The organism is Enterobacter sp. Taxon_2 (genome assembly GCF_058355295.1).
This window is the reverse complement of record NZ_CM178024.1, coordinates 2,401,572-2,428,225: the sequence shown is the minus strand read 5'-3', so window position 1 is coordinate 2,428,225 and position 26,654 is coordinate 2,401,572. Positions and strand designations below refer to the sequence as shown.

Below are 26,654 nucleotides of genomic sequence, written 5' to 3'. Positions count from 1 at the left end.
CGTGCCTCTCTTTGCCATGCTGCAGGAGATCCTGGAAAACCCGTCCGGTTAAAAAACTTCATCAGAATATCGTCAGCGACTGAGTGGTAGTTTTGGTTGTAAAAAGTTACAACTCAACTAAAAAGAATGTGATAGAAGTGAAAATACCAGAACGCAAACAAAAGCATAACGCTTAAATATGGAGATCCGCGGATGACGATACCGACGCTCACGACAGAACGCCTGCTGCTAAAACCGCTGGTTGCCGAAGATGCGGCCCAGATTCAAAAGCTTTATCCGCGCTGGGAGATTGTCCGCTATATGGTCTCTTCCGTGCCCTGGCCCTACCCGGATAACGGTGCGGAAAACTATGTCAACAACGTGGCGCTGCCGGATATGGCGAAAGGGATTGCCTGGTTCTGGAGCATTCGTCGTCGCGAGGTGCCGGACGCGCTGATGGGTATTATCTGTCTGTACGACGTGGAAGATAACAACCGAGGATTCTGGTTGGCCCCGGAGTTTCAGGGCCAGGGATACATGCGCGAGGCCAGCATTGCCGCGACGGATTACTGGTTCAATACGCTAAACAAATCCGTATTACGCGCCCCGAAAGCCGCCGCCAACAGCCGCTCCCGGCGTATTTCAGACAGTAGCGGCATGCGGCTTATCAGAACGGAACAAAAAGCCTACGTCAGCGGTATGCTGGATTCTGAACTGTGGGAGATCACCCGCGACGAGTGGAACGCCCGTCAGGTCAGCTGATAATGCTTATCCGGCATCAGCCTTTCCGGAATGTTCTCTTCATCGTTCATCTGCAGCAGATCGCGTTCCATCATGTTGCAGATGGCGTCCAGCGGCAGATCGTTATTCTCAGTGCCGAACGGGTCTTCCAGCTCTTCCGCCAGGGTGTCCAGCGAGATAAAGGTGTAGGAGATCAGCGCCGAGACAAAGGGCGTCATGTAGTGCAGATCCACAACCAGCGCGAACGGCAGCATGATGCAGAACAGATACACCGTGCGGTGCAAAATCAGCGTATAGGCAAACGGTACCGGCGTTGTCGCAATGCGTTCGCACCCGGAAAGGACGATGGACATATCGTTCAGACGGTTGTTCAGACTGTGGAACAGGATGTCTGAGAGTTGCCCGTTACGCCGCCGCACGGCCAGCCACTCCCCCATGATCAGTAAAATACGGTTTGCCGGCGAGTTGGCGCTCATCACGTGACGTAAATCATCCGGAGCAAGATAGCGAGAGAGCTGCTCGGCGTTCAGCTCCCGCCGCAGGGTCATGCGCAGGCAGTTGGCAAAAGCAATCTGCAGGCGGACAAATTCACCCAGGTGCTTATCGTCAGGTAACGTGTTTTTTACCTCGCGAAACAGCGAGCGTGCCGCTATCATCAGCTGTCCCCAGAGCAGGCGAGCCTCAACGTAGCGTGAATAACATGCGTTGTTTCTGAAACCCAGAAAGATAGCGATCGCCACGCCGAGAATGCTAAATGGCGCCACGGTAAATTTGATGCCCAGCGAGGTGTACCACGGCAGCATCAGGATAACGGCGATAGAAAGCAGGAAGTTGAGCAGCAATCGGGTGTAGATTTTGGGAAGTACCGAACCGTGCCAGACAAAAATCAGTTGTAGCCAGTGCTGTTTAGGACGAACAATCATAGTGAGTTTCAGGAAAGAAAAGAGCGAAGCTATTAAACGTGATCCCCCTCACAGTTGCAAGCATGTTAACGAAACATTGAATTTTCTCGCCTGCTTAGCAATAACCGCACGGTGCTGCATCTGGTTTTAAAAAAAGGGGCAAATAGTATGTTGTAACTAAATAAAGGTGTCATTAAACCCGGCCGAAGCCGGGTCAACTAATTAGCAAAGGGATTTAACCGCTGCGCGCATTCCCTTCAGCAGAATGGCATCCAGGTCCAGGGTGACCTGGTCAACAAGACCGGCGACCTGCGTCAGATCCTGTTCCCAGTGCTCGCTCACGCTCAGCACAGACTGCACCAGGTCACGGGTACTCAGCTGCTGGTCGCGGTGCTGCGCCCAGAGCTGCTGATAACGTTGCAGCCAGAATGCGTCATCCTGCACCGGATAGTTCTCCCCGTTACGCTCCCCGCGATAAAACGCGATCAGCGCCGCTAAGGCAAACGTCAGACGCGCAGGCAGTTGTCCGCTTGCCTTCTGCCCTGCCAGCAGCTGCGGCAGGATGCGGGTGCGGTATTTGGTCATGCCGTTAAGCGCAATGGAAAGCAGCTGGTGTCGGATGTAGGGATTACGAAAACGCCCTGTTACCGCACTGGCGAATGATTCCAGCTCGTCACGCGGCAGATCGAGAACAGGAATGATCTCCTGATAAATCGCTTTTTCGACGAATGCGCAGATCTCTGCATCATTCATCGCCTCACCCACCGTATCCAGCCCGGCCTGGAAGGCGACCGGCACCAGCGCCGTATGCGCCCCGTTCAGAATGGCAACCTTGCGTTCTTTGTAGGGCCTGATGTCGTCGACAATCACTACATTTAACGGGTACTTATCCAGACGGAGTTCCTGAGCAAGGGATGCCGGCCCCTGGATAACGAACAGATAGAAATGTTCAGCCGTGTCAAGGAACCCATCGTGATAACCCAGCTCAGCTTCAAGTACAGCCGCTTCGTCGCGCGGGTAACCGGTCACGATACGGTCAACCAGCGTCGAGCAGAAGCTGTTTGCGTCATTTAGCCACCGGATAAAGGCCGCAGGCAGCGACCACTCCTGGGCATAGCGCAGGACGAGTTCACGCAGTGCATCACCGTTGTAGTCAATCAGTTCGCACGGAATGATGATCCAGCCTTTATCCGTTGCACCGTTGAAATGGTTAAAGCGCTCAAACAGCAGTCGCGTCAGCTTTGCCGGGTAGCTCGCAGCAGGGGCATCGTCGAATCTGTCACCCGCGTGGTAGCTAATACCCGCTTCGGTGGTGTTCGAGAAAACAAAACGCATATCCGGGTTGTGTGCCAGTTTCAGAAACGCGTCATAATCGTCGTAGACGCTGATTTCACGGTTAACCGAGCGGATAAGACGGCTCTCACTCACCGCGTCACCCTGCTCGTTCAGGCCGCGAATGATAGTGGTATACAAACCATCCTGAGTGCTCAGCGACGGCGGGAAGTCACTCTGAATAGGACGGACCATAACCACTCCGGCATTAAGATCGGTATGTTCATTTAACAGGTCAATTTGCCAGTCGACGAACGCACGCAGGAAATTGCCTTCACCAAACTGAATGATGCGTTCTGGGTATTGAGCACCGGGAAAATCACGACGGTTGAGCGTGTTCACAAGGGGGTTCCTTTTATGATTAGTCATACAGCCCGATAAGATTGGTACGATAACTTACCAAAACTTAACGACCGGGAACCCTGTTTTGATCAATACGTCGCGTAGTTGTACAAAATAATCATAAGAACTTATAAAATACAGACGTGGCCGTCATGGCGCCGTCCGGCATAAGGGCATAGCGCGGGATCTCCCCCACCTTTTGCCATCCGGCGCGCTGGTAGAACGTCTCGGCGCCGCTGCCGGTGGAGGTATCAAGTACCAGAACCGAAATGTTCCCGGCCCGAGCCTCAGCTTCAAGCGCTTCCATCAATGCCATCGCGGCACCTTTCCGGCGCGCTTTCTCGTGAACCAGCAGCTTCGCCACATCGGCACGATGCGGCTGGTTTTCCGGCTGGTCTGTGATTAACTGCACCGTTCCGATGACGCCGTCCTGCGGGTCGACACAGGCCAGCACGAGGCGCTCATTGCGCCCTACGCTTTCAGCAATGCCGCGCCAGAAAGAGCGGGCCTTCTCCAGGCTAAAGGGAAGCATAAAGCTGACGGATGCCCCGCCGTTCACACAATTTTCGAGGATCCCGGCTAGCGCATCAAGGTGGGTGAGAATTTCGTCTCGGGTGAGGTTTTTGATTTGCAGTGAGGTATTCATTGTTTTTCCTTACGTTGAATACCCTCACTGTGCATTTAACATCTTCTTAACGCAAACGGATCGGACATAGGCTTTTGTTATGTCACCGGGCGCGCTGGCGCTGCTGCTTCATGGCATACATCTTTTCATCGGCATCTTTTAACCACTGCTGCAGGTCGTTGCCGTTATGATCGAATTCACTTAGCCCCCATGAGAAGTGAAGCGACCAGGGGTGTAACCTGCGGGCGTTATAGTTTTCTACCTGCTCGACGAGATACTGCATGGCAATCCAGGCGCCCTGCTCATCCGTATCCGCGAACAGCACGGCGAACTCGTCCCCGCCAAAACGAACCAGCAGATCCGCTTCGCGGAAAGAGGCACGCATCAGTTGCGCCATGGCATTCAGCGCCTTATCCCCCTCTTCATGCCCGAAGCGATCGTTAATTTCCTTAAAGCGATCCAAATCCAGCCAGCCGAGCGTCAGCGGCTCTGCCCGGCGCCGGGCAACGGAAAGCGTGAAGCGCACGAGTTGATTAAAACCCCGACGGTTGAATAGCCCGGTTAATTCATCCGTGGTCGCCGCGCTGATGGCAGCAAATTCATCTTCCGCCAGCGCGCCAAGATCTCCCAGGACGGCGAGGTCGGCGGCAGAAAACTCCCGGGGAGCGTAATCAATCAGGCACAGCGAGCCAACGCTTGCGCCGTCACGCAGGCGCAGCGGGAAGCCCGCGTAAAACCGCACGCGAGGTTCACCGGCCACCAGCGGGTTATCCGCAAAACGATCGTCCTGAAGCATATCCCCTACCACCAGCGGCGCTTCGGTGAGGATCGTATGCCCACAAAATGAGATGTTACGCGGAACGGAGCCGGGTGCCTGACCATCAGCGGACTTAACGATTAGCGAATGCTCATCAATGAGATTGACCATCGCCAGCGGCACCTGGAAGAAGCGTTTTGCCAGACGCGTTAACCGGTCAAACGCCGGGGAACTGTCGATCTCAAGCAGACCGGATTCTCGTAGCGAGTTGAGTCTGTCTGTTTCATTTTCAGGGGTTGCAGGTGCTTTCATAATGTCTCCTGACGTAAAGCGTTACTAAAAGCGTAGCTTAAACAGAGGCATTGTCAGCGTTCTGACAGCCTGTTAAGTCGCTTACTATTCACGTCAATGCCTTATGACGATTAACGCAGCTATGTTTCACTCCCGGTGGGCGCGGCAATTTGCTCGTCCGCCACCCGGGCGCTGGTACGGTTTCGACCCGCTTTTTTTGAACGATAGAGATGATCGTCCGCTTCGGCCATGAGCTTGTTGAATACCTCGGTCAACTGCCATGACTCAGCCTTTCCACTGCCGAGGCCAATACTGACCGTCAGAAAGAGCGTCTGGTGACGCCATGTAAAAGGATGGCTGGCAACGGTGGAACGGATACGTTCAGCCAGTTCAAAACCGTGCTGCGCGTCGCCTGAATGAACCACCACAGCGAACTCTTCCCCGCCCATGCGCGCCACCATGCCGTCTTCGCCAACGACCTGCTGAACCTGTCGGGCAAACGACGCCAGCACGCGATCTCCACACTCGTGGCCGTAGTTATCATTAATGCTTTTGAAATAATCAATATCCAGCAGCATGACGGTCAAAAAACGGGTATGCCGGTACGTCTCTTCATGCTTTAACGCCTCATAAAGCCCGGAACGCGAGTAGACGTGCGTTAAAAAGTCATAATCCGCCCTCAGCGAAACCTGGCGGATCAGGGAATTAATCGCCGCCATGCTGACGGAGACCATCACCGGGCAGATCGCCATCGTGGCGATACCCAGCCGGGCTGAAAACATCATTGGCGTCGTAAACGGCGTCGCCACGGCAATGTTAATAATCGAGTTGGCGACCAAAATGATTTCAGTGGCACCCGTGATAAACGTCAGCAGACAGGTCGCAGGCAATGAGTAACGAACCGCACACCAGATAAGCGCTGGCAGAGGAAACGAGAGGCTCCCCGCTCCGCCAATCACCACCGACGCGACCACCGAGACGATCAGCGCCATCACCGGCAGCAGCTGCTCCAGACGTAACCTGAGATCACGCCCGGGCATACGTAACGTGAGCATACAGGGCACAACAAGCACGCCGGTTGAGAACTGCTCGCTAAACCAGTCGGCAAACAGCGGCCAGAAGGTGTGACTGTCAATCCCGACCGACCCCGCAGCGCCGAGCAAGGCACAAAGCAGCGCGGCAATCAGACAGTAGTTAAACAGGCGTAGCGCGTTAAGCGGATCGGGGGTTTTCTTCATCAGTCGCTTGTCGCGCTGGACCAGCACGGCGACGACGACAATAAAGATCATGTTAGACATATTGATCACCACTGAGGCTATACCCCAGTTGGTCGTCACCGCGTCGTACAACAGCATCGCGACATAGCATACCGCATAGTAATGCAGGCGATTCAGGTAAATATAGCGGGCGAAGATCCCTGCCATGACGCCATTCAGCGGCCAGAACAGCGACAGGGCCTCAACGAGCCGTAATTCCGCGCCCACAAAATAGAACAAGGTGGTGAGGATGAAGATCGTCGATGCATTTCGCAGCGGCGTGTCAGGCTGGAACGGCCTGAAAGCGGTAAGAGCAGAACGCATTAAATATCATTCCATATGAAAGCTTATGGCAATTATTGCGGTCGTCAGCATGATCGGGACTAACTTAGGATGCATCTATAACACAAATACCACTGGAGCATAACTCGTCAAATTTAGGCGTTCATCTGCAGCACCAGCCAGTGATGGATAACGCTGACGATATAATTTTGTTGCGGCGCGGTGAGCGTTACACCCTGTGGAATGTTATGCCATTTTGCCAGGCAGCCCCGACAACAGGTGGCGGTGGCATGCTGGGCGATAAACACCGGGTGACCGCGCATAGGCGTCTGTTTACCGTCATTTGCGGGTTGTGCAGGCGCAAGGCGCTTTTCGACAAAATCCGCGGCATGCTGGTCAATGGTTTCGGGACCTTTGTCCCAGCAGTACTGTCGTTCTTTATCGCCTAAACGAAAGCGCGAGCGAAATGTCGATCGCGCCAGACGGGAAAAGAGAGGATCCAGATCGGGCATCAGTATACTGAACGTCCCAGACGCTGGGTCAGTTTCTCCAGAACCGCCACGCCGGCAAGCGAATTTCCCGTTTCATCCAGCTCCGGGCTCCAGACGGCTATCGCCATTTCATGCGGCACAATCGCCACGACCCCGCCGCCAACGCCCGATTTAGCCGGAAGCCCAACGCGCCAGGCAAACTCGCCGGCGTTTTGATACATCCCGCTGGTGGCCATTAGCGCGTTAACCTGACGAGCCTGAAGCGGCGAAACGACTTCCTGATCAAGGTGCGGTGCGTGCCCCTGGTGCGCAAGGAACAGGAACGTCTGAGCCAGCTCAACGCAGCTCATTTTCAGGGCGCAGTAATGGAAGTAGTTTTGCAGGACGGTCGCCACGTCGTTGTGGAAATTACCGAAGGATTTCATCAGCCAGGCGATGGCCGCGTTACGGGCAGAGTGTTCAAACTCCGAGCGTGCCACAACCGTATCATAGGTAATGTCGTCAACGCCCGAGAGCTGACGCACAATCTCAAGCATTCGCTGACGTGGTGCGCTGAGGCGGCTTTGCAGCATATCGCAGACCACCAGCGCCCCGGCGTTGATAAAGGGATTTCGCGGTTTACCCTGTTCTATCTCGAGCTGAAGCAGCGAGTTAAAAGGCTGGCCGGACGGATCTTTGCCCACCCGCTGCCAGATCTCGTCTTCTTCATACTGGCGCATCGCCGCAACCAGACTGAGCACTTTCGAAATGGACTGGATGGAAAAACGTTCTGTTGCATCCCCTGCCTGGTATCGCTGTCCGTCGATAGTACAGATAGCAATGCCCAGCTTATTCCCGCTGACCGAGGCAAGGGCCGGAATATAGTCGGCAACCTTCCCCTTTCCAATTAACGGACGAACCTGCGCCAGAATCTCGTCCAACATCTCATTATGGATGACCGCAGCCACACTTTGCTCCTTGCCCTCAGGCTAAAACGGGCTGCGAGTATAACAGAGGCTTATGTATTGCGTCAGGCGCTAAGACGAAAACGCGAAACGGCCTGCAATAAAAGATCGGATTGCTTTTGCAGACGTTCAGAAGCATCTGAGGCGTCAGAGACCAGCAGGTCCGTCTGACGGGAGACCTGGTTCAGCGCCTGAAGCTGGCGGGTCATCTGGTGAATACTCTCTCCCTGGCTGAGGGTGGCGGTGGAGATCTCATTCAGCAAACTGCTTAAATTGCCCACCAGACCGGTGACCTGCTGCAGATTCTCTTCCATCAGGGTGACGGCACGGGAACCGTCTTCAATGCCCTGAACCGAGCGGTTGATCAGCTCCTGAATGGTCTGCGTCGAGTGGCTGCTCTTTCTGGCCAGCAATCCAACCTCCCGGGCGACGACGGCAAACCCGCGCCCCTGGTTTCCGGCATGGGCCGCCTCGATGGCCGCATTCAGCGCCAGGATGTTGGTCTGAAACGCCACGCTGTCGATCATCGCCACGATCCCGCGCATCTCAGACGATCGGTCGACGATCGCCTGCATGGACGCATTCACGGTCGACATCATCTGGTCTCCCCCCGCGGCGGCCTGACGCGCTTCATCCGCCCGCGAGCTGGCGAGTCTGGCATAGCCGGTATTCCCTTCCACATGGTTTTCCAGCGCCGCGATATGCGCCGTCACATCCTCAAGCTCTTTCGCCTGGCGTGCCGACTGCTGATACAGCTTCTGGTTACCCTGTGCCAGGGAGCTAATGTTCTCCACCATGGTCACCGTGGCATGGCTGACCTGCGTGACCAGCTGCTGCAGACCGTGCTGCATCGTGGCAATACTGTCGCTAAGCTGCCCTATCTCCCGGTTGAAGCGCATGACGTCCGGCGGCGTGCCGGAGAGATCCCCTGCCGCCAGCCGGTTGATATGCGCAATCAACCGACGCAGCGGCGTGATCACCCATCTGGACATGCCGAACCAGACGACAGCGGCGATGGCGAGCAACAGCACCGGCGCAAACAGGAACAACGTTTGCAATCCTGAGAGCTGTGCCATGAGGCTCTGACGCCCCTGCATGGCCTGCTTCTCGCTTGCCTGCTGATAGCGTGCATAGTTATCGTTAAAATCCGTCTGAAACGCCTGCGCCGGGACGGCAAAAAAAGCGTCGATGGTGTTGTCTTTTACCAGACCTTCAGCCTGCTCTTTAATCGCACCGTAGAAAAGCAGATAGCTGTTCACCAGGGCGTCATCTTTCGGCGGATTCAGCGCCAGCCAGGCCTTCCACGCCTGCTGAGAAACCGTCAGCGCCTTTTGCGCATCGTCCATCAGGCTATGCCAGCTTCCGTCGGAGCCGGTCTCTTTATCCTGCATAAACCAGACGCCGGACCGGTTAAGCAGATCGCTTGCCGCCAGCAGGGAAACACGGGCCAGATCCAGCTTGCTCTGCTGCTGCCAGGCCAGCAGATTTAGCTGCTCGTTGCGCTGGGCGTTGTTCAGGGAGGCGTTAAGCAGGAGTGACGAGGAGAGCTGCAGCGCGGAGAAAAGGCCAATGATGCAAAAGATGCCCGTCAACAGGCCAAAGTGACGCGGGGTGAGACGCTGCGCAATACGGCGAAAAATTTGCGTTAGGTTCATAATTAGCTTCATTTACAATGCGTTAGACGCGTGCGAGTCTACAAAATGAAAATGACAGAACCATGGCAGAATAATGACAACGGCCCTCACGACGAGGGCCGAAATTAAGGATTACACGCGATCCTTCCACACCGTCTGCACGTTACAGAACTCGTGCAAGCCAAAGTGGGAAAGCTCGCGGCCGAAACCGCTTTTCTTCACGCCACCAAAAGCCACGCGCGCATCGCTGGCGCTAAAGCCGTTGATAAACACGCCGCCGCACTCCAGCTCGCGGGAGAATTTATCCGCAAGCGCTGCGTCAGCGGTAAAGACAGTGGCGGACAGGCCAAAGTCGCTGTCGTTGGCAAGCATCAGGGCATGCTCCGCGTCTTTCGCGACGGTAATGGCCGCGACCGGACCAAACAGCTCCTGGCGGAACGCCGTCATCGACGGGGTGACATTCGCCAGCACGGTTGGCGCATAGTAATTCCCCTCGCCGCTGATTTTCTCACCGCCCAGCAGCAGCGTTGCACCTTCTGCCAGCGTCGCCTGCACCTGCTGATGCAGTTCATCGCGCAGATCAAAACGCGCCATCGGGCCCAGGTAGTTTTCTTCCTGGTCCGGAGCGCCCAGCTTCAGGGCAGCAACCGCATCAACAAAGCGTTGGGTAAAGGTATCCGCAATACCCTCTTCCACAATGAAGCGTTTTGCCGCCGCGCACACCTGCCCGGTATTCTGGTAGCGCCCCGCTACCGCCGCCTTCACGGCAAGATCCAGGTCGGCATCGTTGAGAACGATGAACGGGTCTGAGCCGCCCAGTTCAAGAACGCATTTTTTCAGCGCGGCTCCTGCCTGAGCACCAATGGCGGCCCCGGCACGCACGCTGCCGGTGACGGTCACCGCAGCAACACGACGATCGTTAATCGCCTGGCTGACGCCGTCATTGGTGGCGTTCACCCAGCCGAACACGCCTTCAGGGAAACCCGCATCCGCAAAGATCTGCCCTATAAGATCCGCAGAGCCGAGCACGTTGGGCGCATGTTTGAGCAGATAGCTGTTACCGGCCAGCAGAATTGGCACCGCGCCGCGCAGCACCTGCCAGAGCGGGAAGTTCCATGGCATCACCGCGAGAATCGGCCCCAGCGGGCGGTATTCAATGACCGCGTTGTGGTTTTCCACCAGCGTCGGCTCCGCACGCAGCATTGCCGGGCCGTGCTCGGCATACCAGTCGCACAGACCGGCGGACTTTGCCACTTCCGCTCGCGCCTGCAGGATGGGCTTGCCCATTTCACGGGAGATAATCTGCGCCATCTCTTCCGCGCGGTTTCGCAGCGCGGCGCCGAGATCCCGCAGCTTCTGCGCCCGGTGGGACACGCTTTCGCGTCGCCACTGGCGATAGCCCGCGTCGGACTGAGAAATCGCGCGTTCAACCTCTTCCGGCGTCGCCCAGGGATACGCAGCGAGGGTTTCACCCGTTGCCGGGTTAACAGAGAGGGCATGTGTAGCAGATGAATATTTCATGATGTTCTCCACGCATTTCGGTTGATTGATTGTGGCTCACTCTGCTATTTCTTAAAAATGAATAATACTAACCACCTTATTCACGAAACGAGAATGCCATGGACTTAACCCAGCTTGAAATGTTTAACGCCGTCGCGCTGACGGGCAGCATCACCCAGGCGGCGCAGAAGGTGCATCGCGTGCCGTCTAACCTGACGACCCGCATCCGCCAGCTGGAAGCCGATCTGGGCGTTGAGCTGTTTATTCGTGAAAACCAGCGTTTGCGCTTATCCCCGGCTGGCCATAACTTCCTGCGCTACAGCAGGCAGATCCTCGCCCTGGTGGATGAAGCGCGCATGGTTGTCGCGGGGGATGAGCCGCAGGGGTTATTTGCCCTCGGCGCGCTGGAAAGCACCGCCGCCGTGCGCATTCCTGAAACGCTGGCGCAGTTTAACCAGCGCTATCCGCGTATTCAGTTTGCCCTTTCTACCGGGCCTTCCGGGACGATGATTGATGGCGTACTGGAGGGAACCCTAAGCGCCGCCTTCGTCGACGGTCCGCTTTCGCACCCGGAGCTGGAAGGCATGCCGGTCTACCGGGAAGAGATGATGCTGGTCACGCCTGCCGGGCATGTGGAGGTGACGCGCGCCTCGCAGGTCAGCGGCAGCGACGTCTATGCCTTTCGCGCCAACTGCTCGTATCGCCGACACCTGGAGAGCTGGTTTCACGCTGACCGCGCCACGCCCGGCCGCATTCATGAGATGGAGTCCTATCACGGCATGCTCGCCTGCGTCATTGCGGGCGCGGGCATCGCGCTGATGCCGCGCTCGATGCTGGAGAGTATGCCGGGACATCATCAGGTTGAAGCCTGGCCGCTGGCGGAAAACTGGCGCTGGCTCACCACCTGGCTGGTATGGCGACGCGGGGCGATGACCCGCCAGCTGGAAGCCTTTATAGCGCTGCTAAACGAACGTCTTCAACCAGCGCCTTCTCCATAAACAGGCTGAGCGGGTCGTCAACGTACGGGGCAAACGCCGGGCGCAAATCGTATCCGCACTGTTCATAAAGACGCACCGCGGCATGCTGTTTGATGCCCGTCTCCAGCCTTACGGTATGACAATGACGGCTCAGAGCCTCATCTTCCAGGGCGGCCAGCAGCGTTTCGCCGAGATGCTGTCCGCGATGGGCCGGATCGATATAGACCCGCTTCATCTCGCCCGTACCGTCGCCGTTGAGCACGATAGCGCCACAGCCAACGGCCTGAAGCTGCTGGTCGCGAATGATCATCAGGATCAGCGAGGCTTCCGGCAGCGCAGCCAGATCGAGCAGATGATTACTTTCGGCGGGATAGAGTTCGCTCTGATAGCGGTCAAGCGCCGCGATCAGAGCGAGAATGTCCGGATGACGTGCAGATTCAGAGGTAATGGAATACATGGCAGGCTCCTTGCTTTTTTATGAGGCTAAATTTCAACATAGCGCAGGCCTGCCAGGGTGCTTCATAGTATTAACTTATGTCATGACGCCAGCGTCAACTGGACATCTAACGCCCTCAATCCGGCCTGTGTCGCTTCGTCCAGCCTGCTGTCCGTGACGATATCCGTCAGGGTATTAAGATGCGCCACGTTAAACAACGACCAGGCTCCGTACTTGGAACTGTCCGCCAGCAGTACGCGACGTTTTGCATTGGCAATCAGATCCCGCTTTAAGGCAGCCTTCTCTTCCGTTGGTGAGGTAATGCCGCGGGTGATATCCCATCCGTTACAGCTAACGAAAGCCACGTCTGGCCACACGTTCTGCAGCAAGCGACGCCCGTGCTCACCGATGCAGGACTGACTTGAATCATCAATACGCCCGCCAATTATCGTCACTTCAATCTGACGGAATTCCGAGAGAAACAGCGCAATGTGCAAGTCGCTGGTGATGACGCGAAGCGGCAGATGCGTAAGTTGGCGAGCGAGTTCAATCATCGTGGTGCCAGCATCGAGCACAATGGCGTCGCCCGCTTTAACAAAGCTTGCCGCCGCGCTGGCGATGGCATGTTTTTCTGCCAGACTGCGCTGCATTTTTTCATGCGTTGTGGGCTGGGAAGGAATAAACCGGTTAAGGGTAACGCCGCCATGGGTGCGGCTAATGACACCTTCCTGATCGAGCTTTATCAAATCCCTGCGGATCGTCGCCGGAGAGGCATCGGTAATTGCCACCAACTGATCCACCGTCACCAGATTGTGCCCTTTCAGGTAATCCATTATCTGCTCTAACCGGTTATATCCCTTCATATCATTCCCGTGTAATTTGCATAGCCAACTGGATAGACACCGTCATGCTCTCAGACTTCGCTTTGCCGGTCCAGGCAATATCGAATGCGGTACCGTGGTCCGCAGAGGTACGGATAAACGGCAAGCCGGCGGTGATATTCACCCCGTCATAAAAGCCGAGTAATTTTAGCGGAATATGCCCTTGATCGTGATACATCGCAACGACCATGTCATACATACCTTCGTGGCATTGCATAAATACCGTATCCGGTGGACACGGTCCGGTGACGTTTAACCCCTGCGCTTTCATCGCGTCGACAGCCGGGCCGACAATCTTGATCTCTTCATCGCCAAACAGGCCGTTTTCACCCGCATGCGGGTTAACGCCGGCAACCGCAATGCGCGGTTGTTGAAAGCCGACGCGTTTCAGGAATCTATCCGCAATCCCAATCACGGTTTTTACCCGATCCTGATTGAGCGTATCAAGGAATTTGCGCAACGCAATGTGGGTCGTGATGTGAATCACCTTCAGTTTGTCCGTATACAGCACCATGGCGTAATCTTTGCTGTCGGTCAGATGCGCCAGCAGCTCGGTATGACCCGGATAGAGATGCCCGGCCAGGTGCAGCGCCTCTTTATTCAGGGGAGCCGTTGCAATCGCCTTCACCTCACCCGCCATCGCCAGTTCGGTAGCACGCTTCACGCAGCGATAAGCCAGATCCCCGGCCTCAGCCTGAACGATACCCGGCTTCAGTGCATCAGGATCGGCCAGCGGTTCATCAAGCACGTTAATCACGCCAGCGGCAAAGCGCGCGCCGCTGACCGCGTCGATAGTGCGGATATCCGCCTGCCCGGTGATTCCTTTCTCAAGCACCCGCTGCAGCGTTCTGGCGCAGCCCACAACCACCACAGGTGCCCCTGACAACTCACCTTCGGTGAGGGATTTGATGATGATTTCCGGGCCAATGCCAGCCGGGTCACCCATGGTTACAGCAATAATTTTAGTCACTCAGTCTCTCCTCGATAAAATGCAACACCTCAAGCAGCGTCTCTTCGTTTCCGAAGCCCCCTGCTTTGGTCATTACCGGCTGCTGCCAGCCACAACCCAGAAATTTTCCGGCTGGCACGCACTGTGCGACGCACCCGGTAATCTCAAACCCCCGAGCATCCAGTGCCCTCGCGACAGCCATCGCCACGTCGCCACCGGAGACGTACAGCGCGTCAGGCGTCTGCGCCGCCAGCACCTGTCGGGTCAGTTCGCCTAAAAACGTACAAATTTTTTCGCCCAGGCCTGCGCGGGTGACGCGATACTGCTGGCAGAGTTGCTCGACCTGATGCCGGGCCTCGTGGCCCGCACAGGTATGCACAATGCAGTGATGGCCAGACTGAAGTACCTGCGCAATCTGTTCGAGATACCCGGACGTGTCTCCGCGCAGCGCGTCATTCACATCAATGAGTACCGACGAGACGTCCGCCTGGCTTACCGCCAGTGCAATCTGTCGTTGCGCGATCTCACTCATCGAGCCGACGACGGCCAGCAGTTGTTTACGCCGAACCGGGGCCAGATGACGGGCCAGCGCATCGCATAGTCCGGCAGAGCCCACCAGCAGCGGCCTCTGTGAGCAGGCCAACGCGGCATCGATAATGGCGTCCATCTCCTCATCGGTGTGCGCATCCACGATGAGCCATTCCGTTCCTCGGGCAAGTTCGGCAGTGAGCGTTTTCACGGTCACGCTTTTAGCGCTCACCCCGGTAAACAGGTCAGCAATAGCGGCAGACGGGACAGGCGTTTTGGGATCGCTGGCAAATTCGGTTTCATTCACCGGAACGCCGTTTACCAGACACCTGCCGTACCGCGTGATCCGCCCTGCTGACGGGTATGCCGGCGCCACGATCACCTGCCGCCTGCCGCTTAATGCCTTAAGAACCTGAGATTCGGCTCCTGCATTGCCACGCAACGTGGAATCCATCTTTTTAATGAGCCAGCGGGCATCCGCGATTTCAGCCCCGAGTGCGGCCACCCTTTCGGCCGCCTCCGATGCCTTCAGCGCCCGGGAATCGGTGTTAACGATCAGCACATCGCTCGCCTGGGTAAACGGTGTATGAAACGCCACGCTGACTTTTTTGCCACACAGCGCCAGGCTGACACCGGCATCATTTGCGCCGGTAAAGTCATCGGCGACGACCACGACCTCTCTGTTCACATTGCTCACTTTCATCCCCACTTCGGGTTAGCCTTTCCCGTTAATGATTATATTCAATCATGATTGATTATATGTGAGCAAGATCAAGTTAATCAGTTTGCGAATAAATTATAAATTTAGCCACACGATGACCATGAAGCGTCTTGCTTGAGCGAAATCAATCATGGATACAGAGACAGGAGAAAAGCGTGGTTACGATCAACAGCACCCTGATTAGCGGGGCGAATGCCATCGCCGCCATCAGGCCATTACTTACTGATAAAACGCAGATCCTGCTGGTGACGGACGGCAATATTGCGCGTCTGGAGGCAGCAAAGCAGATCCGCGCGATCCTCGAAGAGGACCAGCGCGGCGTCACGATTATCGACAATGTCCCGCCTGAACCCACCCATCACGACGTTAACCAACTGCTCTCGACGTTAAAGGGAACGTTTGGGCTGGTCGTCGGGCTCGGCGGCGGTAGCGTACTGGATGTAGCCAAACTGCTTTCAGTACTTTGTCACCCGCTTTCTCCAGGGCTGGACAACCTGCTCGCGGGCATAAAACCGGTGGCACGCATCGCGTCACTGCTGATCCCGGCCACTGCAGGAACCGGATCGGAAGCAACGCCGAATGCCATTCTGACCATACCAGAGCAAAGCACGAAAGTGGGCATCATCTCCCCCGTCCTGCTGCCCGATTACGTCGCCCTGCTGCCGGAGCTGACGACCAGCATGCCCGCACACATTGCCTCATCCACCGGGATTGATGCCCTGTGCCATCTGATTGAGTGTTTCACCTCAACGGTCGCTAATCCGGTTAGCGATAACGCCGCGCTGATGGGCCTGTCTAAGCTGCTCAACAACATTGAAACGGCCTGCGCCGAACCGGGCAATCTGCTGGCGAAGCTGGAGATGCTGTGGGCGTCTTACTACGGCGGGGTCGCCATTGCACATGCTGGCACGCACCTGGTTCACGCCCTGTCCTACCCGCTCGGCGGCAAATATCACCTGCCTCACGGGGTGGCCAACGCGATTCTGCTGGCGCCCTGCATGCGCGTGGTTCGTCCCCACTGCGTGACGAAATTTGCGCAAGTCTGGGATTTGGTGCCCGGCGCGGATACGTCGCTGTCAGACGAAGAAAAATCCCACGCGCTGGTGGAGTACTTTGCCGCGCTGGTCCGCAGACTCAGCATGCCGGATAACCTGGAGACACTGGGCGTACCGCGTGAAGATATCGCCTCCCTCAGTGATGCGGCCCTTAACGTTAAGCGGCTCATGAACAATGCACCCTGTCAGGTTAATCACGACGAGGTGCAGGCGATTTACCGGACACTGTTTCCCCAACATTAATAGCAAAGGAGTGTGTAATGCGTAACAACATCAGGGGCGTGCTAACGGCCGTTGTAACCCCCTTTGACACGGAAGGCGCGCTGAACCTGTCGGGCCTGAAACGACAGGTCGATCGTCAACTCAGTGCTGGCAACGGCATCTTCTGCGGCGGCACAAACGGCGAGTTCTTCGTGCTTAACGAAGAAGAAAAAATCGCCGTCACCCGCACCTGCGTGGAAACGGTGGCCGGCCGCGCACCGGTCGTGGCGCACATTGGGGAAATTTCGACCCGCGAAACCATCCGTCTGGGGAAACAGATCGCCTCGCTGGGCGTCGATGCCGTTTCCGTCATTACCCCTTACTTCGTTCCGCTGAAACAGTCTGAACTCGTCGCGCACTACACCGCTATCGCCGACGCGCTAGCCGTACCGGTATTTCTGTACAACATTCCAGCGCGTACCGGCAATACCATTGAACCCGCTACCGCACGCGCGCTGGCCGAACATCCCAACATCGTCGGTATTAAAGACAGTGCCGGGAGCTATGAAAGCCTGCGCGGATTCCTTAATGCGGTGAGGGACATGGACGGATTCGACGTGCTCAACGGCCCAGATTCGCTTATCCACCAGGGCTTCATCGACGGATGTTCGGCCTGCATTTCCGGGCTGGCAAACGTGGCGCCGACGGCCATCAACGCTATCTGGTCACGCTTTAACGCGGGTGATATTGACGGTTCCCGCCTTGCGCAGGAGAGCGTCACCCAACTGCGCACCGAACTGTACAACGTGGCGTTTTCCCCTGCCGCAGTCAAAAAAGCGCTGCAGATCATGGGGGAAGACGTCGGTGAGAGTCGATATGCCGTGGCATTTAGCGAGCAGCAGTGCCAACAGATACGCCGAATAGTGACAATGTCACTTAACTAAACGGCGTTGGTTTCGTCAATAAGAATACCGGGTACCCGAGGTGCCCAGGATTCACTCGCCCTGAAGAGAGGCAAAGATGAATAATTTTACCGCTGAAGATACCCTAATCATTGTGGGCATTGTTATTGCTTACATCCTTTTCACCACCTGGCTGACCTTCCGGATCCGCAGTAAAAATTCCGGCGATTTTATGGAAGGCTCCCGCGCGATGCCGGCGTTTATTGTCGGGATCCTGCTGATGTCCGAGTATATCGGTGCTAAATCCACCATCGGCACCGCACAGGCGGCGTTTGAAGACGGCTTTGCCGCGTCATGGTCGGTCATCGGGGCCGCGATTGGCTTCCCGCTCTTTGGCCTGTTGCTGGTAAAACGCATCTACAACACTGGGAAAATCACTATCTCGGGTGCGATTGCTGAAAAATACGGTAACAGCACCAAAAACATTATTTCTGTCATCATGATCTACGCCCTGCTGCTGGTTAACGTGGGGAATTACGTCAGCGGCGCAGCGGCTATTTCCACCGTACTGAAAGTCAACCTGCCCGTTGCCGCCTTCATTACGGCCATCGTCAGTACCTTCTACTTCGCCTTTGGCGGCATGAAGGGGGTAGCCTGGGTGACCGTACTGCACAGCGCACTGAAATACTTCGGTATCCTCGCTATCATGGGCTTTGCGCTCTCCAAAACCGGCGGCTTTACGCCAATGATTGAAAACATGCCGGCCTTCTACTGGACCTGGGACGGTAACATCGGTGCGTCGACCATTTTCGCCTGGCTCATCGGCACCATCGGCTCTATCTTCTGTACCCAGTTTGTAATCCAGGCAATCTCCTCCACCAAAGACGTGAAATCGGCCAAACGCTCTACCTGGGTCGCCTTCTTCTTCTGCCTGCCGATTGCGCTGGCCATTGCGGTGATTGGGGTGGCGGCAAAATACCTGCACCCGGAAATTAACAGCCTGTATGCAATGCCGATTTTCCTGCAGGACATGAACCCGTGGTTGGCCGGCCTGATCACCACCTCTCTGGTGGCGTCTATTTTCGTCAGCGTCAGTACCGTGGCGCTGGCTATCGCCTCCCTGGTGGTAAAAGACTTTTACGTGCCGATGCGCAACCCAACGCCCGATCAGGAGTTTAAGGCCACCCGCTGGATCTCCCTGCTGATTGGTTTCCTGCCGCTGATTTTTGTTCTGCTGGTACCTGAAGTCCTGAAGCTCTCGTTCTTTACCCGCGCCATTCGCCTGTCGATTTCCGTGGTGGCCGTTATTGCGTTTTACGCGCCGTTCTTCCGCAGCACCCGCGGTGCCAATGCGGGCCTGATTGGCGCCTGCGTCGTCACCTCCGCCTGGTATCTGCTGGGCGACCCTTTCGGCATCAACAATATGTACATTGCCTTGCTGACCCCTGCCGTCATCATGGCGATCGATCGCCTCATTCCGGGAAAAGCGCAGGGTAAAGCGCCAACCCCCGCTCAAAATAATGGAGTCTGATATGTCTGTAACCGTAACCCGCGACGGGATTGTTCGACCACAACAGGATGCGCACGTGCAAACCGCCATGCTGCCCTCCTCTTGCCCACAAAACCACGCGGCGAATCTGCTGCCGCTGCCGGATGGCTCGCTGATGTGCGTCTGGTTTGGCGGCACTCAGGAAGGCATTGCCGATATCTCCGTGTGGGGGTCACGCCTGGCACCGGGCAGCCAGCAGTGGAGTGATGCGGTAAAACTGTCGGACGATGCCACGCGTTCCGAACAGAACCCGGTTCTGTTCCTGGCCCCGGACAACGTCCTGTGGCTGCTGTGGACCGCGCAGATCTCAGGTAATCAGGATACGGCTATCGTTCGCTATCGCCAGTCCCGGGATCTTGGGAAAACCTGGGGGGAGATCGCTACCCTGCTCGATAAACCGGGCACGTTTATCCGCCAGCCGATTGTCGTGGTGGATAACGGTAACTGGCTGCTCCCGGTGTTTTATTGCCGTACCCAACCAGGTGAGAAATGGGTCGGAAACGACGATATCAGCGCGGTAAAAATATCCGGGGACGGCGGCAAAACGTGGCGCGATGTTGAGGTACCGGAAAGCCTCGGCTGCGTACATATGAATATTACCCGCCTGCTCAACGGCACACTGGTCGCCCTGTTCCGCAGCCGCTGGGCAGACAATATCTATTACAGCCAGTCAACGGATAACGGCGAAAGCTGGTCCGTACCGGAGCCCACGGAGCTCCCTAATAATAACTCCTCTATCCAGGTGACCACGCTTGCGGGCGGTGAACTCGCGCTGGTCTTTAACCCCATGAGCGCCGCCGGGGCGCGGGAACGTCGCGCCTCGTTATACGATGAAATTGACGATGGTGATGACCGCAAGGAGCCGGTTGTTACCCACGGTCGGACGGCCTTCTGGGGCGCACCGCGGGCGCCGATGACCGTCGCCATTTCGCCTGACGGCGGAAAAAGCTGGCCGTGGCAGCGTCATCTGGACGAGGGGGATGGTTACTGCATGACCAACAACTCTCTGGAAAAGCTGAACCGCGAATTCTCCTATCCCAGCATCAAACAGGGGCCCGATGGCGCTCTTCATATCGCGTACACATACTTCCGCCAGGCCATCAAATATGTGCGGGTGACATCGGAATGGGTTAAGGAGTCCATATGATTATCGGTCATCTCAACGCCCTGCCGCTGGCAGGGCTACCGTCGGCGTTGTACACCCTGCTATCCCGTCCGGACTGCACGCTGCAGGCGCTCAGCGAACGCGATGACGGGCGCTGGCAGCCGGAAAATGCAACCTGGTTTTGCCAGATTGGTCCGGCGCAGACGCAGCCACGTGCAGATCGGCATACGGAGTACCATCGCCAGTGGGCCGATATTCAGGTTGTCCTGGCAGGAGAAGAACATATTTATGCTGGCGCACGCCCCACTGGCAAGCCGGAGGACGAAGAGCATAAGCCGGATCTCTTTATTACTTCACCTGCTGAACACAGCGTCAGGATCAGTCTTGCCGCAGGAGACTTTGCGGTCTTTTGTCCTGGAGAACCCCACCAGGCGCTGTGCGCCGCAGAGGCGCCGCTGACCGTTCGCAAAGCGGTATTTAAAATTCCCCGAACGATGCTGGAGGTCTGACATGCGTCACGCCGTCGTCACCGGGGCCAGCTCCGGAATTGGTGAGGCCATCGTCAAGCGTTTACTGGCGGAAGGCTGGCAGGTCACCGGGCTCAGCCGCCGGGCAGTGATGCTGAATGCCCCTGGCTTCACGGGCCTGCGCGTGGATATCAGCGATCCTGCTGCGCTGTGCAGCGCCCTGCAAACCATCGCGACGCCCCAGGCGGTGATCCATGCTGCAGGGATGATGGCCGCTGCGCCCCTGGGCCAGCTCGAAAGCGATGTGAGCACCTCACTGTGGCAACTCCACGTCTGGGCCTGTGAGGCGTTGTTTAACCATTTTGCGCCCGCAATGGCCGCAGGTGGACGGTTTGTGGCGATTGGCAGCAGAACCTCTCGCGGTACAGCAAGACGATCGCAGTACGTTGCCACCAAAGCAGCGATGGTAGGGATGGTCAGAAGCTGGGCGGCGGAGCTGGCCCCGCGCGGGATCACCGCTAACGTGGTCGCGCCAGGGGCTACCCAAACGCCGATGCTCAGCGCACCGGGGAGAGAAACCTCGCCGCCGAAGTGTCCGCCAATCGGACGTCTGATCGCCCCAGAGGAGGTGGCAGGGTTGGTGAATTTCTTACTTAGCAATGAAGCCGCCGCCATCACCGGTCAGGAGATGGTGATATGCGGCGGCGCCTCACTCGGCTAGCGCAGGAAAACACGCCCTTTCAGATACAGGGTAGCCTGGCCGCCAATCAGCACGCGGTCGCCCTTAAGCTCACAGCGCAGATCCCCGCCACGGTGCGACACCTGGCGGGCATTGAGCGACGTTTTGCCCAGCTTTTCACTCCAGTACGGGATCAGCATGCTGTGGGCAGATCCGGTAACCGGATCTTCGGGCACCCCTTCGCCCGGGCAGAAAAAGCGGCTGACGAAATCATATTCTTCGCCTGGTGCCGTCACGCAGACCATTTTATCCAGCGGAAGCATGGCCCCGATATCCGGCGTTAACGCCTCCACCTGCTGCTGGCTCTCCAGCACCACCATGTAATCCCGACCCTCGCGCACCTCTTTTGCCGCCGTGATGCCCAGGGCGCTAAACAGCACCTCGGGAGGATTATCCACAACTTCCGTTGACCACGCGGGGAAGTTCAGCGTCAGCCAGTCGCCGCTGCGTTTAACCGTCAGCTCGCCCACGAAGCGGGTGGTGAAGGTGATTTCGGTATGCGGGTAGTCAAGGTATTCGAAAATGACGTGCGATGCGGCAAGCGTAGCGTGTCCGCAGAGGTTAATTTCATCCAGCGTGGTAAACCAGCGCAGCTCAAACCCACCGTCGGTGCGCACGAAAAAGGCGGTCTCAGACTGGTTATGCTGCTGCGCCATTTTGAGCAGCGTCTCGTCCGGCAGCCACTCTTCCAGAGGACATACCGCTGCGGCGTTGCCGCCAAAGGTTTTGTCGCTGAAGGCATCCACCAGATAAAAATCAATTTCCTGCATTGTCTCTTCCTCTCTTGTTATGGCTATTTAGCGCAGAAAAACTGTGCCTTTCAGATAAAGTGTGGCCTGTCCGCTCATCAGCACCCGCGAGCCTTTCAGCTCACAGCGCACATCGCCACCGCGCGCTGAAACCTGACGGGCAAACATCGTCGTTTTACCCAGCTTTTCGCTCCAGTACGGGATCAGCATGGTGTGCGCGGAGCCGGTGACCGGGTCCTCCGGGACGGAAACGCCCGGTGAGAAAAAGCGGCTGACAAAATCGTATTCCCCCTCACCGCGCGCCGTCACGCTCACCTTATGCTCGCCCGGCGTCATCGCCGAAAAGTGTGGAGCGAGGGCCTCGACCTGCTGGCGATTTTCAAGAACGATGACCCAGGCGCGCCCTTTCCGGGCTTCAACGTAGCGGCTGATACCCAGCGCCGAGAGCATCTCAGGCGGGGGCGTCTCTTCATGGGTTGGACATGCCGGGAAGTCCAGCGTCATCCACTCACCCTCCCGGCTGACCGTCAGGCGGCCAGAGGCGGTTTCAAAGTGGATCCGCGAATCCGGGTAATCCAGCTCGGTAAACAGCACGTGCGCGGCCGCCAGCGTAGCGTGGCCGCAGAGATTGACTTCGGTGAGCGTGGTAAACCAGCGGAGCTCAATGCCCCCTTTACTGCAGACGAAAAAAGCCGTTTCCGACTGATTATGCTGCTGCGCCATTTTCAGTAAGGTCTCATCGGGCAACCACGCTTTCAGCGGGCAAACGGCTGCCGGGTTGCCGCCGAACGAGGTATCGCTGAACGCATCTACCAGATAAAAATCAATCTCCTGCATTGTCTTACCGCCTGTTTTTATTATGTTGTTCTTTTATATTCAATGAAAACAGCGTTCCCGGCTACCGCTTTTATAAGGTAAATATTGAGATCTGCATCACATAATGGTTGAGTTTTCGCCGTTTGACGATTTAAGATCGTCTCCTCTTCTTTTCAGCAACGAATCTCCGACATCCCTATGACAACGAACACAGTTTCCCGCAGGGTTGCGTGGCTACGCGTGGTCACGCTGGCCATTGCCGCGTTTATTTTTAATACCACAGAATTTGTTCCGGTTGGGCTGTTGTCTGACATCGCTGAAAGTTTCCAGATGGAAACGGCTCAGGTGGGCATTATGTTGACCATCTACGCCTGGGTAGTGGCGCTGATGTCCCTGCCGTTTATGCTGCTGACCAGCCAGATGGAGCGGCGCAGGCTGCTGATCGGTCTGTTTGTCTTGTTCATTGCGAGCCACGTGCTGTCATTTATGGCGTGGAATTTTACGGTGCTGGTCATGAGCCGCATCGGTATCGCCTTTGCCCATGCGGTGTTCTGGTCGATCACCGCGTCGCTGGCGATTCGCCTGGCGCCGGCAGGGAAACGCGCGCAGGCGCTGAGCCTGATTGCTACCGGTACCGCACTGGCGATGGTGCTGGGTCTGCCGATTGGCCGCATCGTGGGGCAATACTTCGGCTGGCGTACGACCTTCTTCGCCATCGGTATGGGTGCGCTGGTTACGCTGATATGCCTGATTAAACTGCTGCCCGCGTTGCCGAGCGAACATTCCGGCTCGCTGAAAAGCCTGCCGCTGCTGATGCGTCGCCCAGCACTGCTGAGTATCTACCTGCTGACCGTCATTGTGGTGACGGCCCATTACACGGCGTATAGCTACATTGAACCGTTTGTGCAGATGGTAGCGGGCTTTAGCGCCAACTTTGCCACCGTCTTACTGTTGATCCTCGGCGGCGCGGGCATTGTTGGCAGCGTGCTGTTCGGCAAGCTGGGTAACCGGCACGCCTCCTTGCTGGTGAGCAGCGCCATCGGCCTGCTGCTGGCCTGCCTGCTGCTGCTGATGCCCGCCGCGGGCAGTGAAAGCCATCTGGCGATCCTCAGCCTGTTCTGGGGCGTGGCGATCATGATTATTGGTCTGGGCATGCAGGTGAAAGTGCTGGCCCTGGCGCCGGATGCAACGGACGTTGCCATGTCGCTGTTCTCCGGGATTTTCAATCTAGGGATTGGCGCGGGCGCGCTGGTGGGAAATCAGGTCATACTGCACGTGTCGATGTCGGCGATTGGCTATCTGGGGGCTATTCCGGCCCTGGTGGCGCTTGTCTGGTCGGTGCTCATCTTCCGTAAATGGCCGGTGGCGCTGGAGGAACAGGGGCAGCACGGGTGAGCCTTCTTGCCGGGTGGCGGCTTCGCCTTACCCGGCCTACAAAACCCGTAGGCCCGTGCAAGCGAAACGCCGCCGGGCAAGACATCAATGATAGGTCTTAATAATTTCCAGCACGCCGTTAATAATAAACTGCACGCCCATACAGACCAGTAAGAAGCCCATCAGACGGGAAATCGCCTCGATACCGCCCTTGCCTACCCAGCGCATAATGGCGCCAGAGCTGCGCAGCGACACCCACACGATAAGACCGATAATCGCAAAAATCAGCGGTGGCGCTACCGTCAGCACCCAGTCCGGGAAGGTTGCGCTGTCACGCACCGTCGACGCGGAGCTGATGATCATCGCAATGGTACCCGGCCCCGCCGTGCTCGGCATGGCAATCGGCACAAAGGCGATATTGGCACTCGGTTCGGTTTCCAGCTCTTCCGATTTGCTGGCCGCTTCCGGCGACTCATGCGCTTTTTGCGCCGGGAACAGCATGCGGAAACCAATAAAGGCCACAATCAGCCCCCCAGCGATACGCAGGCCCGGGATAGAAATCCCGAAGGTATTCATCACCACCTGTCCGGCGTAATAAGCCACCATCATGATGGCAAACACATACACCGAGGCCATCATCGACTGATGGTTGCGCTCGGCGCTATTCATATTCCCTGCCAGCCCGAGGAACAGCGCCACCGTCGTTAACGGGTTAGCCAACGGCAGCAAGACCACCAGCCCAAGGCTGATTGCTTTAATTAAATCCAACATAGTGCGTTGTTGTCCTTATCCATATTTAACACAGCAATTATAGGGTGAAAGTGTGACATTCAGCCATGGGTGCAACGTAACGATTATTTCCCTTCTGAAAAGATAACTGTCAGTTATCTATCTGATTTGAAAGACCTCAAAAAAAGTTCATGAAACGTTTTAGCAATTCGTGGCATCGGCTGACTCATTCAGTTGACTTATACTTGCCTGAGCAATAATATCTGCCGTGACTAATTACTTGCCAGGGCAACCATTGTGAAAAGCACCAGTGATATCTTTAACGACGTTGTTCCGCTGGGTCGTCTTATTCATATGGTCAATCAGAAAAAAGATCGCCTGCTCAATGACTACCTGTCACCGCTGGATATCACCGCAACACAGTTCAAAGTGCTGTGTTCCATTCGCTGCGAAGTGTGTATCACGCCGGTTGAGCTGAAAAAGGTGCTCTCTGTCGATCTGGGCGCGTTAACCCGCATGCTCGATCGTCTCGTCTGCAAAGGATGGATAGAACGAAGCCCTAACCCGAATGACAAACGCGGCGTACTGGTGAAGCTAACCAGCGATGGCGCGGACATGTGCGAGCAATGTCATCAATTAGTAGGACAAACACTGCATCAGGAACTAACAAAAAACTTAACGGCAGATGAAGTGGCAACCCTTGAGCTTTTGCTGAAGAAAATCCTGCCGTAAACAGAAAAAAGAGGTATGACGATGTCCAGACGCAATACTGACGCTATCACCATTCATAGCATTTTGGACTGGATCGAGGATAACCTGGAATCGCCGCTCTCCCTTGAAAAAGTGTCAGAGCGTTCGGGTTACTCCAAATGGCACCTGCAACGGATGTTCAAAAAAGAGACCGGTCATTCATTAGGTCAATATATTCGCAGCCGCAAGCTGACGGAAATTGCCCAGAAACTGAAAGAAAGCAATGAGCCGATCCTTTATCTGGCGGAGCGTTACGGATTTGAATCGCAGCAAACCCTGACGCGTACGTTCAAGAACTATTTTGACGTGCCGCCTCATAAGTACCGAATCACCAGCGTGCCGGGCGAATCCCGATACCTGTATCCGTTAAAACACTGTAGTTAATCATCGCCTGTAACAGACGTAACCGAGGAAATCATGAAAGTTATCGCCTCCGCCGCCCTCGCCTTGCTGGTGCTGTTCTCCAGCCAGACCTTCGCGGAGCAAACCCCTCGTGCAACGCAGCAAAATAATCCTGATACGATGATTTTGCCGTCAGCACATGACCAGTCGCCTTATGATTTCAACCACATGGGTGCTGGTAGCGACAAATCCGACGAATTAGGCGTGCCTTATTATAATCAGCACGGCCTCTGATTCGTTTTTGCCCC

The 26,654-nt window shown here is 56.4% G+C and carries 28 protein-coding genes; 12 read left to right on the top strand and 16 right to left on the bottom strand.

Annotation, left to right across the window (positions count from 1 at the left end; translation table 11 throughout):
- Nucleotides 1-192 precede the first annotated feature (192 nt).
- Nucleotides 193-741, top strand: coding sequence for a GNAT family N-acetyltransferase (locus tag AC4IC4_RS11490; protein WP_252029885.1), 549 nt, complete (start codon nucleotides 193-195; stop codon nucleotides 739-741).
- On the opposite strand, the gene AC4IC4_RS11485 is transcribed toward AC4IC4_RS11490, so the two are convergent.
- The 9 genes from AC4IC4_RS11485 to sad all read right to left on the bottom strand — a co-directional run bounded on the left by AC4IC4_RS11485 (nucleotide 729) and on the right by sad (nucleotide 11,097).
- Nucleotides 729-1,643: a bestrophin family protein gene (locus tag AC4IC4_RS11485; protein WP_063142779.1), complete on the bottom strand. Its 915-nt coding sequence runs from the start codon at nucleotides 1,641-1,643 to the stop codon at nucleotides 729-731. The two genes, AC4IC4_RS11490 and AC4IC4_RS11485, sit on opposite strands and share 13 nt — an antisense overlap.
- A gap of 201 nt (nucleotides 1,644-1,844) precedes the next feature.
- Nucleotides 1,845-3,296 carry a tagaturonate reductase gene (locus tag AC4IC4_RS11480; RefSeq protein ID WP_491471134.1) on the bottom strand — a complete coding sequence of 484 codons (1,452 nt, stop codon included), beginning with the start codon at nucleotides 3,294-3,296 and terminating at the stop codon, nucleotides 1,845-1,847.
- A 118-nt stretch (nucleotides 3,297-3,414) separates the two neighbouring features.
- Nucleotides 3,415-3,942 (bottom strand): GNAT family N-acetyltransferase, encoded by a 528-nt coding sequence (locus AC4IC4_RS11475; RefSeq protein ID WP_491471133.1) that lies wholly within the window; start codon nucleotides 3,940-3,942, stop codon nucleotides 3,415-3,417.
- A gap of 82 nt (nucleotides 3,943-4,024) precedes the next feature.
- Nucleotides 4,025-4,990, bottom strand: coding sequence for a sensor domain-containing diguanylate cyclase (locus AC4IC4_RS11470; RefSeq protein WP_061715145.1), 966 nt, complete (start codon nucleotides 4,988-4,990; stop codon nucleotides 4,025-4,027).
- A 119-nt stretch (nucleotides 4,991-5,109) separates the two neighbouring features.
- Nucleotides 5,110-6,549: a sensor domain-containing diguanylate cyclase gene (locus tag AC4IC4_RS11465; protein ID WP_491471132.1), complete on the bottom strand. Its 1,440-nt coding sequence runs from the start codon at nucleotides 6,547-6,549 to the stop codon at nucleotides 5,110-5,112.
- Between the two features lie 113 nt (nucleotides 6,550-6,662).
- The gene (locus AC4IC4_RS11460) at nucleotides 6,663-7,019 is read right to left on the bottom strand and encodes a DUF4186 domain-containing protein (RefSeq protein ID WP_032647208.1); all 357 of its coding nucleotides are present in this window, start codon (nucleotides 7,017-7,019) and stop codon (nucleotides 6,663-6,665) included.
- Nucleotides 7,019-7,945, bottom strand: coding sequence for a glutaminase B (glsB, locus tag AC4IC4_RS11455; protein ID WP_024908464.1), 927 nt, complete (start codon nucleotides 7,943-7,945; stop codon nucleotides 7,019-7,021). The genes AC4IC4_RS11460 and glsB overlap by 1 nt, the downstream gene beginning before the upstream one ends.
- Nucleotides 7,946-8,007: 62 nt before the next feature.
- On the bottom strand, nucleotides 8,008-9,597 hold the full coding sequence (locus tag AC4IC4_RS11450; RefSeq protein WP_491472789.1) for a methyl-accepting chemotaxis protein: 1,590 nt from the start codon (nucleotides 9,595-9,597) through the stop codon (nucleotides 8,008-8,010).
- 111 nt (nucleotides 9,598-9,708) lie between these two features.
- On the bottom strand, nucleotides 9,709-11,097 hold the full coding sequence (gene sad, locus AC4IC4_RS11445; protein ID WP_370883651.1) for a succinate-semialdehyde dehydrogenase: 1,389 nt from the start codon (nucleotides 11,095-11,097) through the stop codon (nucleotides 9,709-9,711).
- Nucleotides 11,098-11,195: 98 nt separating this feature from the next.
- Here sad and ptrR point away from each other — a divergent pair, with 98 nt between their 5' ends.
- Entirely contained in the window at nucleotides 11,196-12,074 is an 879-nt protein-coding gene (ptrR, locus tag AC4IC4_RS11440; RefSeq protein WP_208762870.1) for a putrescine utilization regulator PtrR, read from the top strand.
- Here ptrR and AC4IC4_RS11435 read toward each other — a convergent pair.
- The 4 genes from AC4IC4_RS11435 to dtnK form a co-directional block, all read right to left on the bottom strand.
- Complete coding sequence (locus tag AC4IC4_RS11435; protein WP_157189177.1) at nucleotides 12,028-12,510, bottom strand: GNAT family N-acetyltransferase; 483 nt, start codon at nucleotides 12,508-12,510, stop codon at nucleotides 12,028-12,030. The genes ptrR and AC4IC4_RS11435 overlap by 47 nt on opposite strands.
- Nucleotides 12,511-12,590: 80 nt before the next feature.
- Entirely contained in the window at nucleotides 12,591-13,352 is a 762-nt protein-coding gene (locus AC4IC4_RS11430; RefSeq protein ID WP_023311787.1) for a DeoR/GlpR family DNA-binding transcription regulator, read from the bottom strand.
- A 1-nt stretch (nucleotide 13,353) separates the two neighbouring features.
- On the bottom strand, nucleotides 13,354-14,340 hold the full coding sequence (locus tag AC4IC4_RS11425) for a D-threonate 4-phosphate dehydrogenase (RefSeq protein ID WP_024908458.1): 987 nt from the start codon (nucleotides 14,338-14,340) through the stop codon (nucleotides 13,354-13,356).
- Nucleotides 14,333-15,550 carry a D-threonate kinase gene (gene dtnK, locus AC4IC4_RS11420; RefSeq protein WP_024908457.1) on the bottom strand — a complete coding sequence of 406 codons (1,218 nt, stop codon included), beginning with the start codon at nucleotides 15,548-15,550 and terminating at the stop codon, nucleotides 14,333-14,335. Before dtnK ends, AC4IC4_RS11425 begins: the two co-directional genes overlap by 8 nt.
- Before the next feature lie 173 nt (nucleotides 15,551-15,723).
- On the opposite strand from dtnK, the gene AC4IC4_RS11415 reads away from it, so the two are divergent.
- The 6 genes from AC4IC4_RS11415 to AC4IC4_RS11390 all read left to right on the top strand — a co-directional run bounded on the left by AC4IC4_RS11415 (nucleotide 15,724) and on the right by AC4IC4_RS11390 (nucleotide 21,568).
- Nucleotides 15,724-16,866, top strand: coding sequence for an iron-containing alcohol dehydrogenase (locus AC4IC4_RS11415; protein ID WP_024908456.1), 1,143 nt, complete (start codon nucleotides 15,724-15,726; stop codon nucleotides 16,864-16,866).
- Nucleotides 16,867-16,883: 17 nt separating this feature from the next.
- Nucleotides 16,884-17,768, top strand: coding sequence for a dihydrodipicolinate synthase family protein (locus AC4IC4_RS11410; protein ID WP_491472788.1), 885 nt, complete (start codon nucleotides 16,884-16,886; stop codon nucleotides 17,766-17,768).
- 76 nt (nucleotides 17,769-17,844) lie between these two features.
- The gene (locus tag AC4IC4_RS11405; protein ID WP_417927383.1) at nucleotides 17,845-19,257 is read left to right on the top strand and encodes a sodium:solute symporter family protein; all 1,413 of its coding nucleotides are present in this window, start codon (nucleotides 17,845-17,847) and stop codon (nucleotides 19,255-19,257) included.
- A 1-nt stretch (nucleotide 19,258) separates the two neighbouring features.
- A complete protein-coding gene (locus AC4IC4_RS11400) occupies nucleotides 19,259-20,422 on the top strand; it encodes a sialidase family protein (RefSeq protein WP_491472787.1) in 1,164 nt (387 codons plus the stop codon).
- Nucleotides 20,419-20,889, top strand: coding sequence for a NanQ anomerase/TabA/YiaL family protein (locus AC4IC4_RS11395; RefSeq protein ID WP_491472786.1), 471 nt, complete (start codon nucleotides 20,419-20,421; stop codon nucleotides 20,887-20,889). The genes AC4IC4_RS11400 and AC4IC4_RS11395 overlap by 4 nt, the downstream gene beginning before the upstream one ends.
- Nucleotide 20,890: 1 nt before the next feature.
- Nucleotides 20,891-21,568 (top strand): SDR family NAD(P)-dependent oxidoreductase, encoded by a 678-nt coding sequence (locus AC4IC4_RS11390; protein ID WP_491472785.1) that lies wholly within the window; start codon nucleotides 20,891-20,893, stop codon nucleotides 21,566-21,568.
- On the opposite strand, the gene AC4IC4_RS11385 is transcribed toward AC4IC4_RS11390, so the two are convergent.
- Nucleotides 21,565-22,356 (bottom strand): PhzF family phenazine biosynthesis protein, encoded by a 792-nt coding sequence (locus tag AC4IC4_RS11385; RefSeq protein WP_090416956.1) that lies wholly within the window; start codon nucleotides 22,354-22,356, stop codon nucleotides 21,565-21,567. The genes AC4IC4_RS11390 and AC4IC4_RS11385 overlap by 4 nt on opposite strands.
- 27 nt (nucleotides 22,357-22,383) lie before the next feature.
- Nucleotides 22,384-23,172, bottom strand: coding sequence for a PhzF family phenazine biosynthesis protein (locus AC4IC4_RS11380; protein ID WP_024908450.1), 789 nt, complete (start codon nucleotides 23,170-23,172; stop codon nucleotides 22,384-22,386).
- Nucleotides 23,173-23,349: 177 nt separating this feature from the next.
- On the opposite strand from AC4IC4_RS11380, the gene AC4IC4_RS11375 reads away from it, so the two are divergent.
- Nucleotides 23,350-24,546, top strand: a complete 1,197-nt coding sequence (locus tag AC4IC4_RS11375; protein WP_491472784.1) for a sugar transporter — start codon at nucleotides 23,350-23,352, stop codon at nucleotides 24,544-24,546.
- 84 nt (nucleotides 24,547-24,630) lie between these two features.
- On the opposite strand, the gene AC4IC4_RS11370 is transcribed toward AC4IC4_RS11375, so the two are convergent.
- Nucleotides 24,631-25,296, bottom strand: coding sequence for a MarC family NAAT transporter (locus AC4IC4_RS11370; RefSeq protein WP_024908448.1), 666 nt, complete (start codon nucleotides 25,294-25,296; stop codon nucleotides 24,631-24,633).
- Nucleotides 25,297-25,551: 255 nt separating this feature from the next.
- Here AC4IC4_RS11370 and marR point away from each other — a divergent pair, with 255 nt between their 5' ends.
- From marR to marB, 3 genes are read left to right on the top strand one after another with little or no spacing between them, the layout of a single operon-like run.
- Complete coding sequence (marR, locus tag AC4IC4_RS11365; RefSeq protein WP_032647191.1) at nucleotides 25,552-25,986, top strand: multiple antibiotic resistance transcriptional regulator MarR; 435 nt, start codon at nucleotides 25,552-25,554, stop codon at nucleotides 25,984-25,986.
- Between the two features lie 21 nt (nucleotides 25,987-26,007).
- Nucleotides 26,008-26,388, top strand: coding sequence for an MDR efflux pump AcrAB transcriptional activator MarA (gene marA / locus AC4IC4_RS11360; protein WP_008502237.1), 381 nt, complete (start codon nucleotides 26,008-26,010; stop codon nucleotides 26,386-26,388).
- A gap of 33 nt (nucleotides 26,389-26,421) precedes the next feature.
- Nucleotides 26,422-26,640 carry a multiple antibiotic resistance protein MarB gene (gene marB / locus AC4IC4_RS11355; protein WP_023335698.1) on the top strand — a complete coding sequence of 73 codons (219 nt, stop codon included), beginning with the start codon at nucleotides 26,422-26,424 and terminating at the stop codon, nucleotides 26,638-26,640.
- Nucleotides 26,641-26,654: the final 14 nt, after the last annotated feature.

Excerpts from the sequence above, each read along its gene's own strand:
- dtnK (WP_024908457.1), bottom strand. The coding sequence starts at position 15,550 with ATGAAAGTGAGCAATGTGAACAGAGAGGTCGTGGTCGTCGCCGATGAC.
- AC4IC4_RS11370 (WP_024908448.1), bottom strand. The coding sequence starts at position 25,296 with ATGTTGGATTTAATTAAAGCAATCAGCCTTGGGCTGGTGGTCTTGCTG.
- AC4IC4_RS11485 (WP_063142779.1), bottom strand. The coding sequence starts at position 1,643 with ATGATTGTTCGTCCTAAACAGCACTGGCTACAACTGATTTTTGTCTGG.
- AC4IC4_RS11405 (WP_417927383.1), top strand. The coding sequence starts at position 17,845 with ATGAATAATTTTACCGCTGAAGATACCCTAATCATTGTGGGCATTGTT.
- AC4IC4_RS11375 (WP_491472784.1), top strand. The coding sequence starts at position 23,350 with ATGACAACGAACACAGTTTCCCGCAGGGTTGCGTGGCTACGCGTGGTC.
- AC4IC4_RS11410 (WP_491472788.1), top strand. The coding sequence starts at position 16,884 with ATGCGTAACAACATCAGGGGCGTGCTAACGGCCGTTGTAACCCCCTTT.
- AC4IC4_RS11475 (WP_491471133.1), bottom strand. The coding sequence starts at position 3,942 with ATGAATACCTCACTGCAAATCAAAAACCTCACCCGAGACGAAATTCTC.
- AC4IC4_RS11470 (WP_061715145.1), bottom strand. The coding sequence starts at position 4,990 with ATGAAAGCACCTGCAACCCCTGAAAATGAAACAGACAGACTCAACTCG.
- AC4IC4_RS11450 (WP_491472789.1), bottom strand. The coding sequence starts at position 9,597 with ATGAACCTAACGCAAATTTTTCGCCGTATTGCGCAGCGTCTCACCCCG.
- AC4IC4_RS11385 (WP_090416956.1), bottom strand. The coding sequence starts at position 22,356 with ATGCAGGAAATTGATTTTTATCTGGTGGATGCCTTCAGCGACAAAACC.
- AC4IC4_RS11400 (WP_491472787.1), top strand. The coding sequence starts at position 19,259 with ATGTCTGTAACCGTAACCCGCGACGGGATTGTTCGACCACAACAGGAT.
- AC4IC4_RS11460 (WP_032647208.1), bottom strand. The coding sequence starts at position 7,019 with ATGCCCGATCTGGATCCTCTCTTTTCCCGTCTGGCGCGATCGACATTT.
- AC4IC4_RS11390 (WP_491472785.1), top strand. The coding sequence starts at position 20,891 with ATGCGTCACGCCGTCGTCACCGGGGCCAGCTCCGGAATTGGTGAGGCC.
- AC4IC4_RS11430 (WP_023311787.1), bottom strand. The coding sequence starts at position 13,352 with ATGAAGGGATATAACCGGTTAGAGCAGATAATGGATTACCTGAAAGGG.
- sad (WP_370883651.1), bottom strand. The coding sequence starts at position 11,097 with ATGAAATATTCATCTGCTACACATGCCCTCTCTGTTAACCCGGCAACG.
- AC4IC4_RS11380 (WP_024908450.1), bottom strand. The coding sequence starts at position 23,172 with ATGCAGGAGATTGATTTTTATCTGGTAGATGCGTTCAGCGATACCTCG.
- AC4IC4_RS11395 (WP_491472786.1), top strand. The coding sequence starts at position 20,419 with ATGATTATCGGTCATCTCAACGCCCTGCCGCTGGCAGGGCTACCGTCG.
- marB (WP_023335698.1), top strand. The coding sequence starts at position 26,422 with ATGAAAGTTATCGCCTCCGCCGCCCTCGCCTTGCTGGTGCTGTTCTCC.
- ptrR (WP_208762870.1), top strand. The coding sequence starts at position 11,196 with ATGGACTTAACCCAGCTTGAAATGTTTAACGCCGTCGCGCTGACGGGC.
- AC4IC4_RS11435 (WP_157189177.1), bottom strand. The coding sequence starts at position 12,510 with ATGTATTCCATTACCTCTGAATCTGCACGTCATCCGGACATTCTCGCT.
- AC4IC4_RS11490 (WP_252029885.1), top strand. The coding sequence starts at position 193 with ATGACGATACCGACGCTCACGACAGAACGCCTGCTGCTAAAACCGCTG.
- marA (WP_008502237.1), top strand. The coding sequence starts at position 26,008 with ATGTCCAGACGCAATACTGACGCTATCACCATTCATAGCATTTTGGAC.
- AC4IC4_RS11465 (WP_491471132.1), bottom strand. The coding sequence starts at position 6,549 with ATGCGTTCTGCTCTTACCGCTTTCAGGCCGTTCCAGCCTGACACGCCG.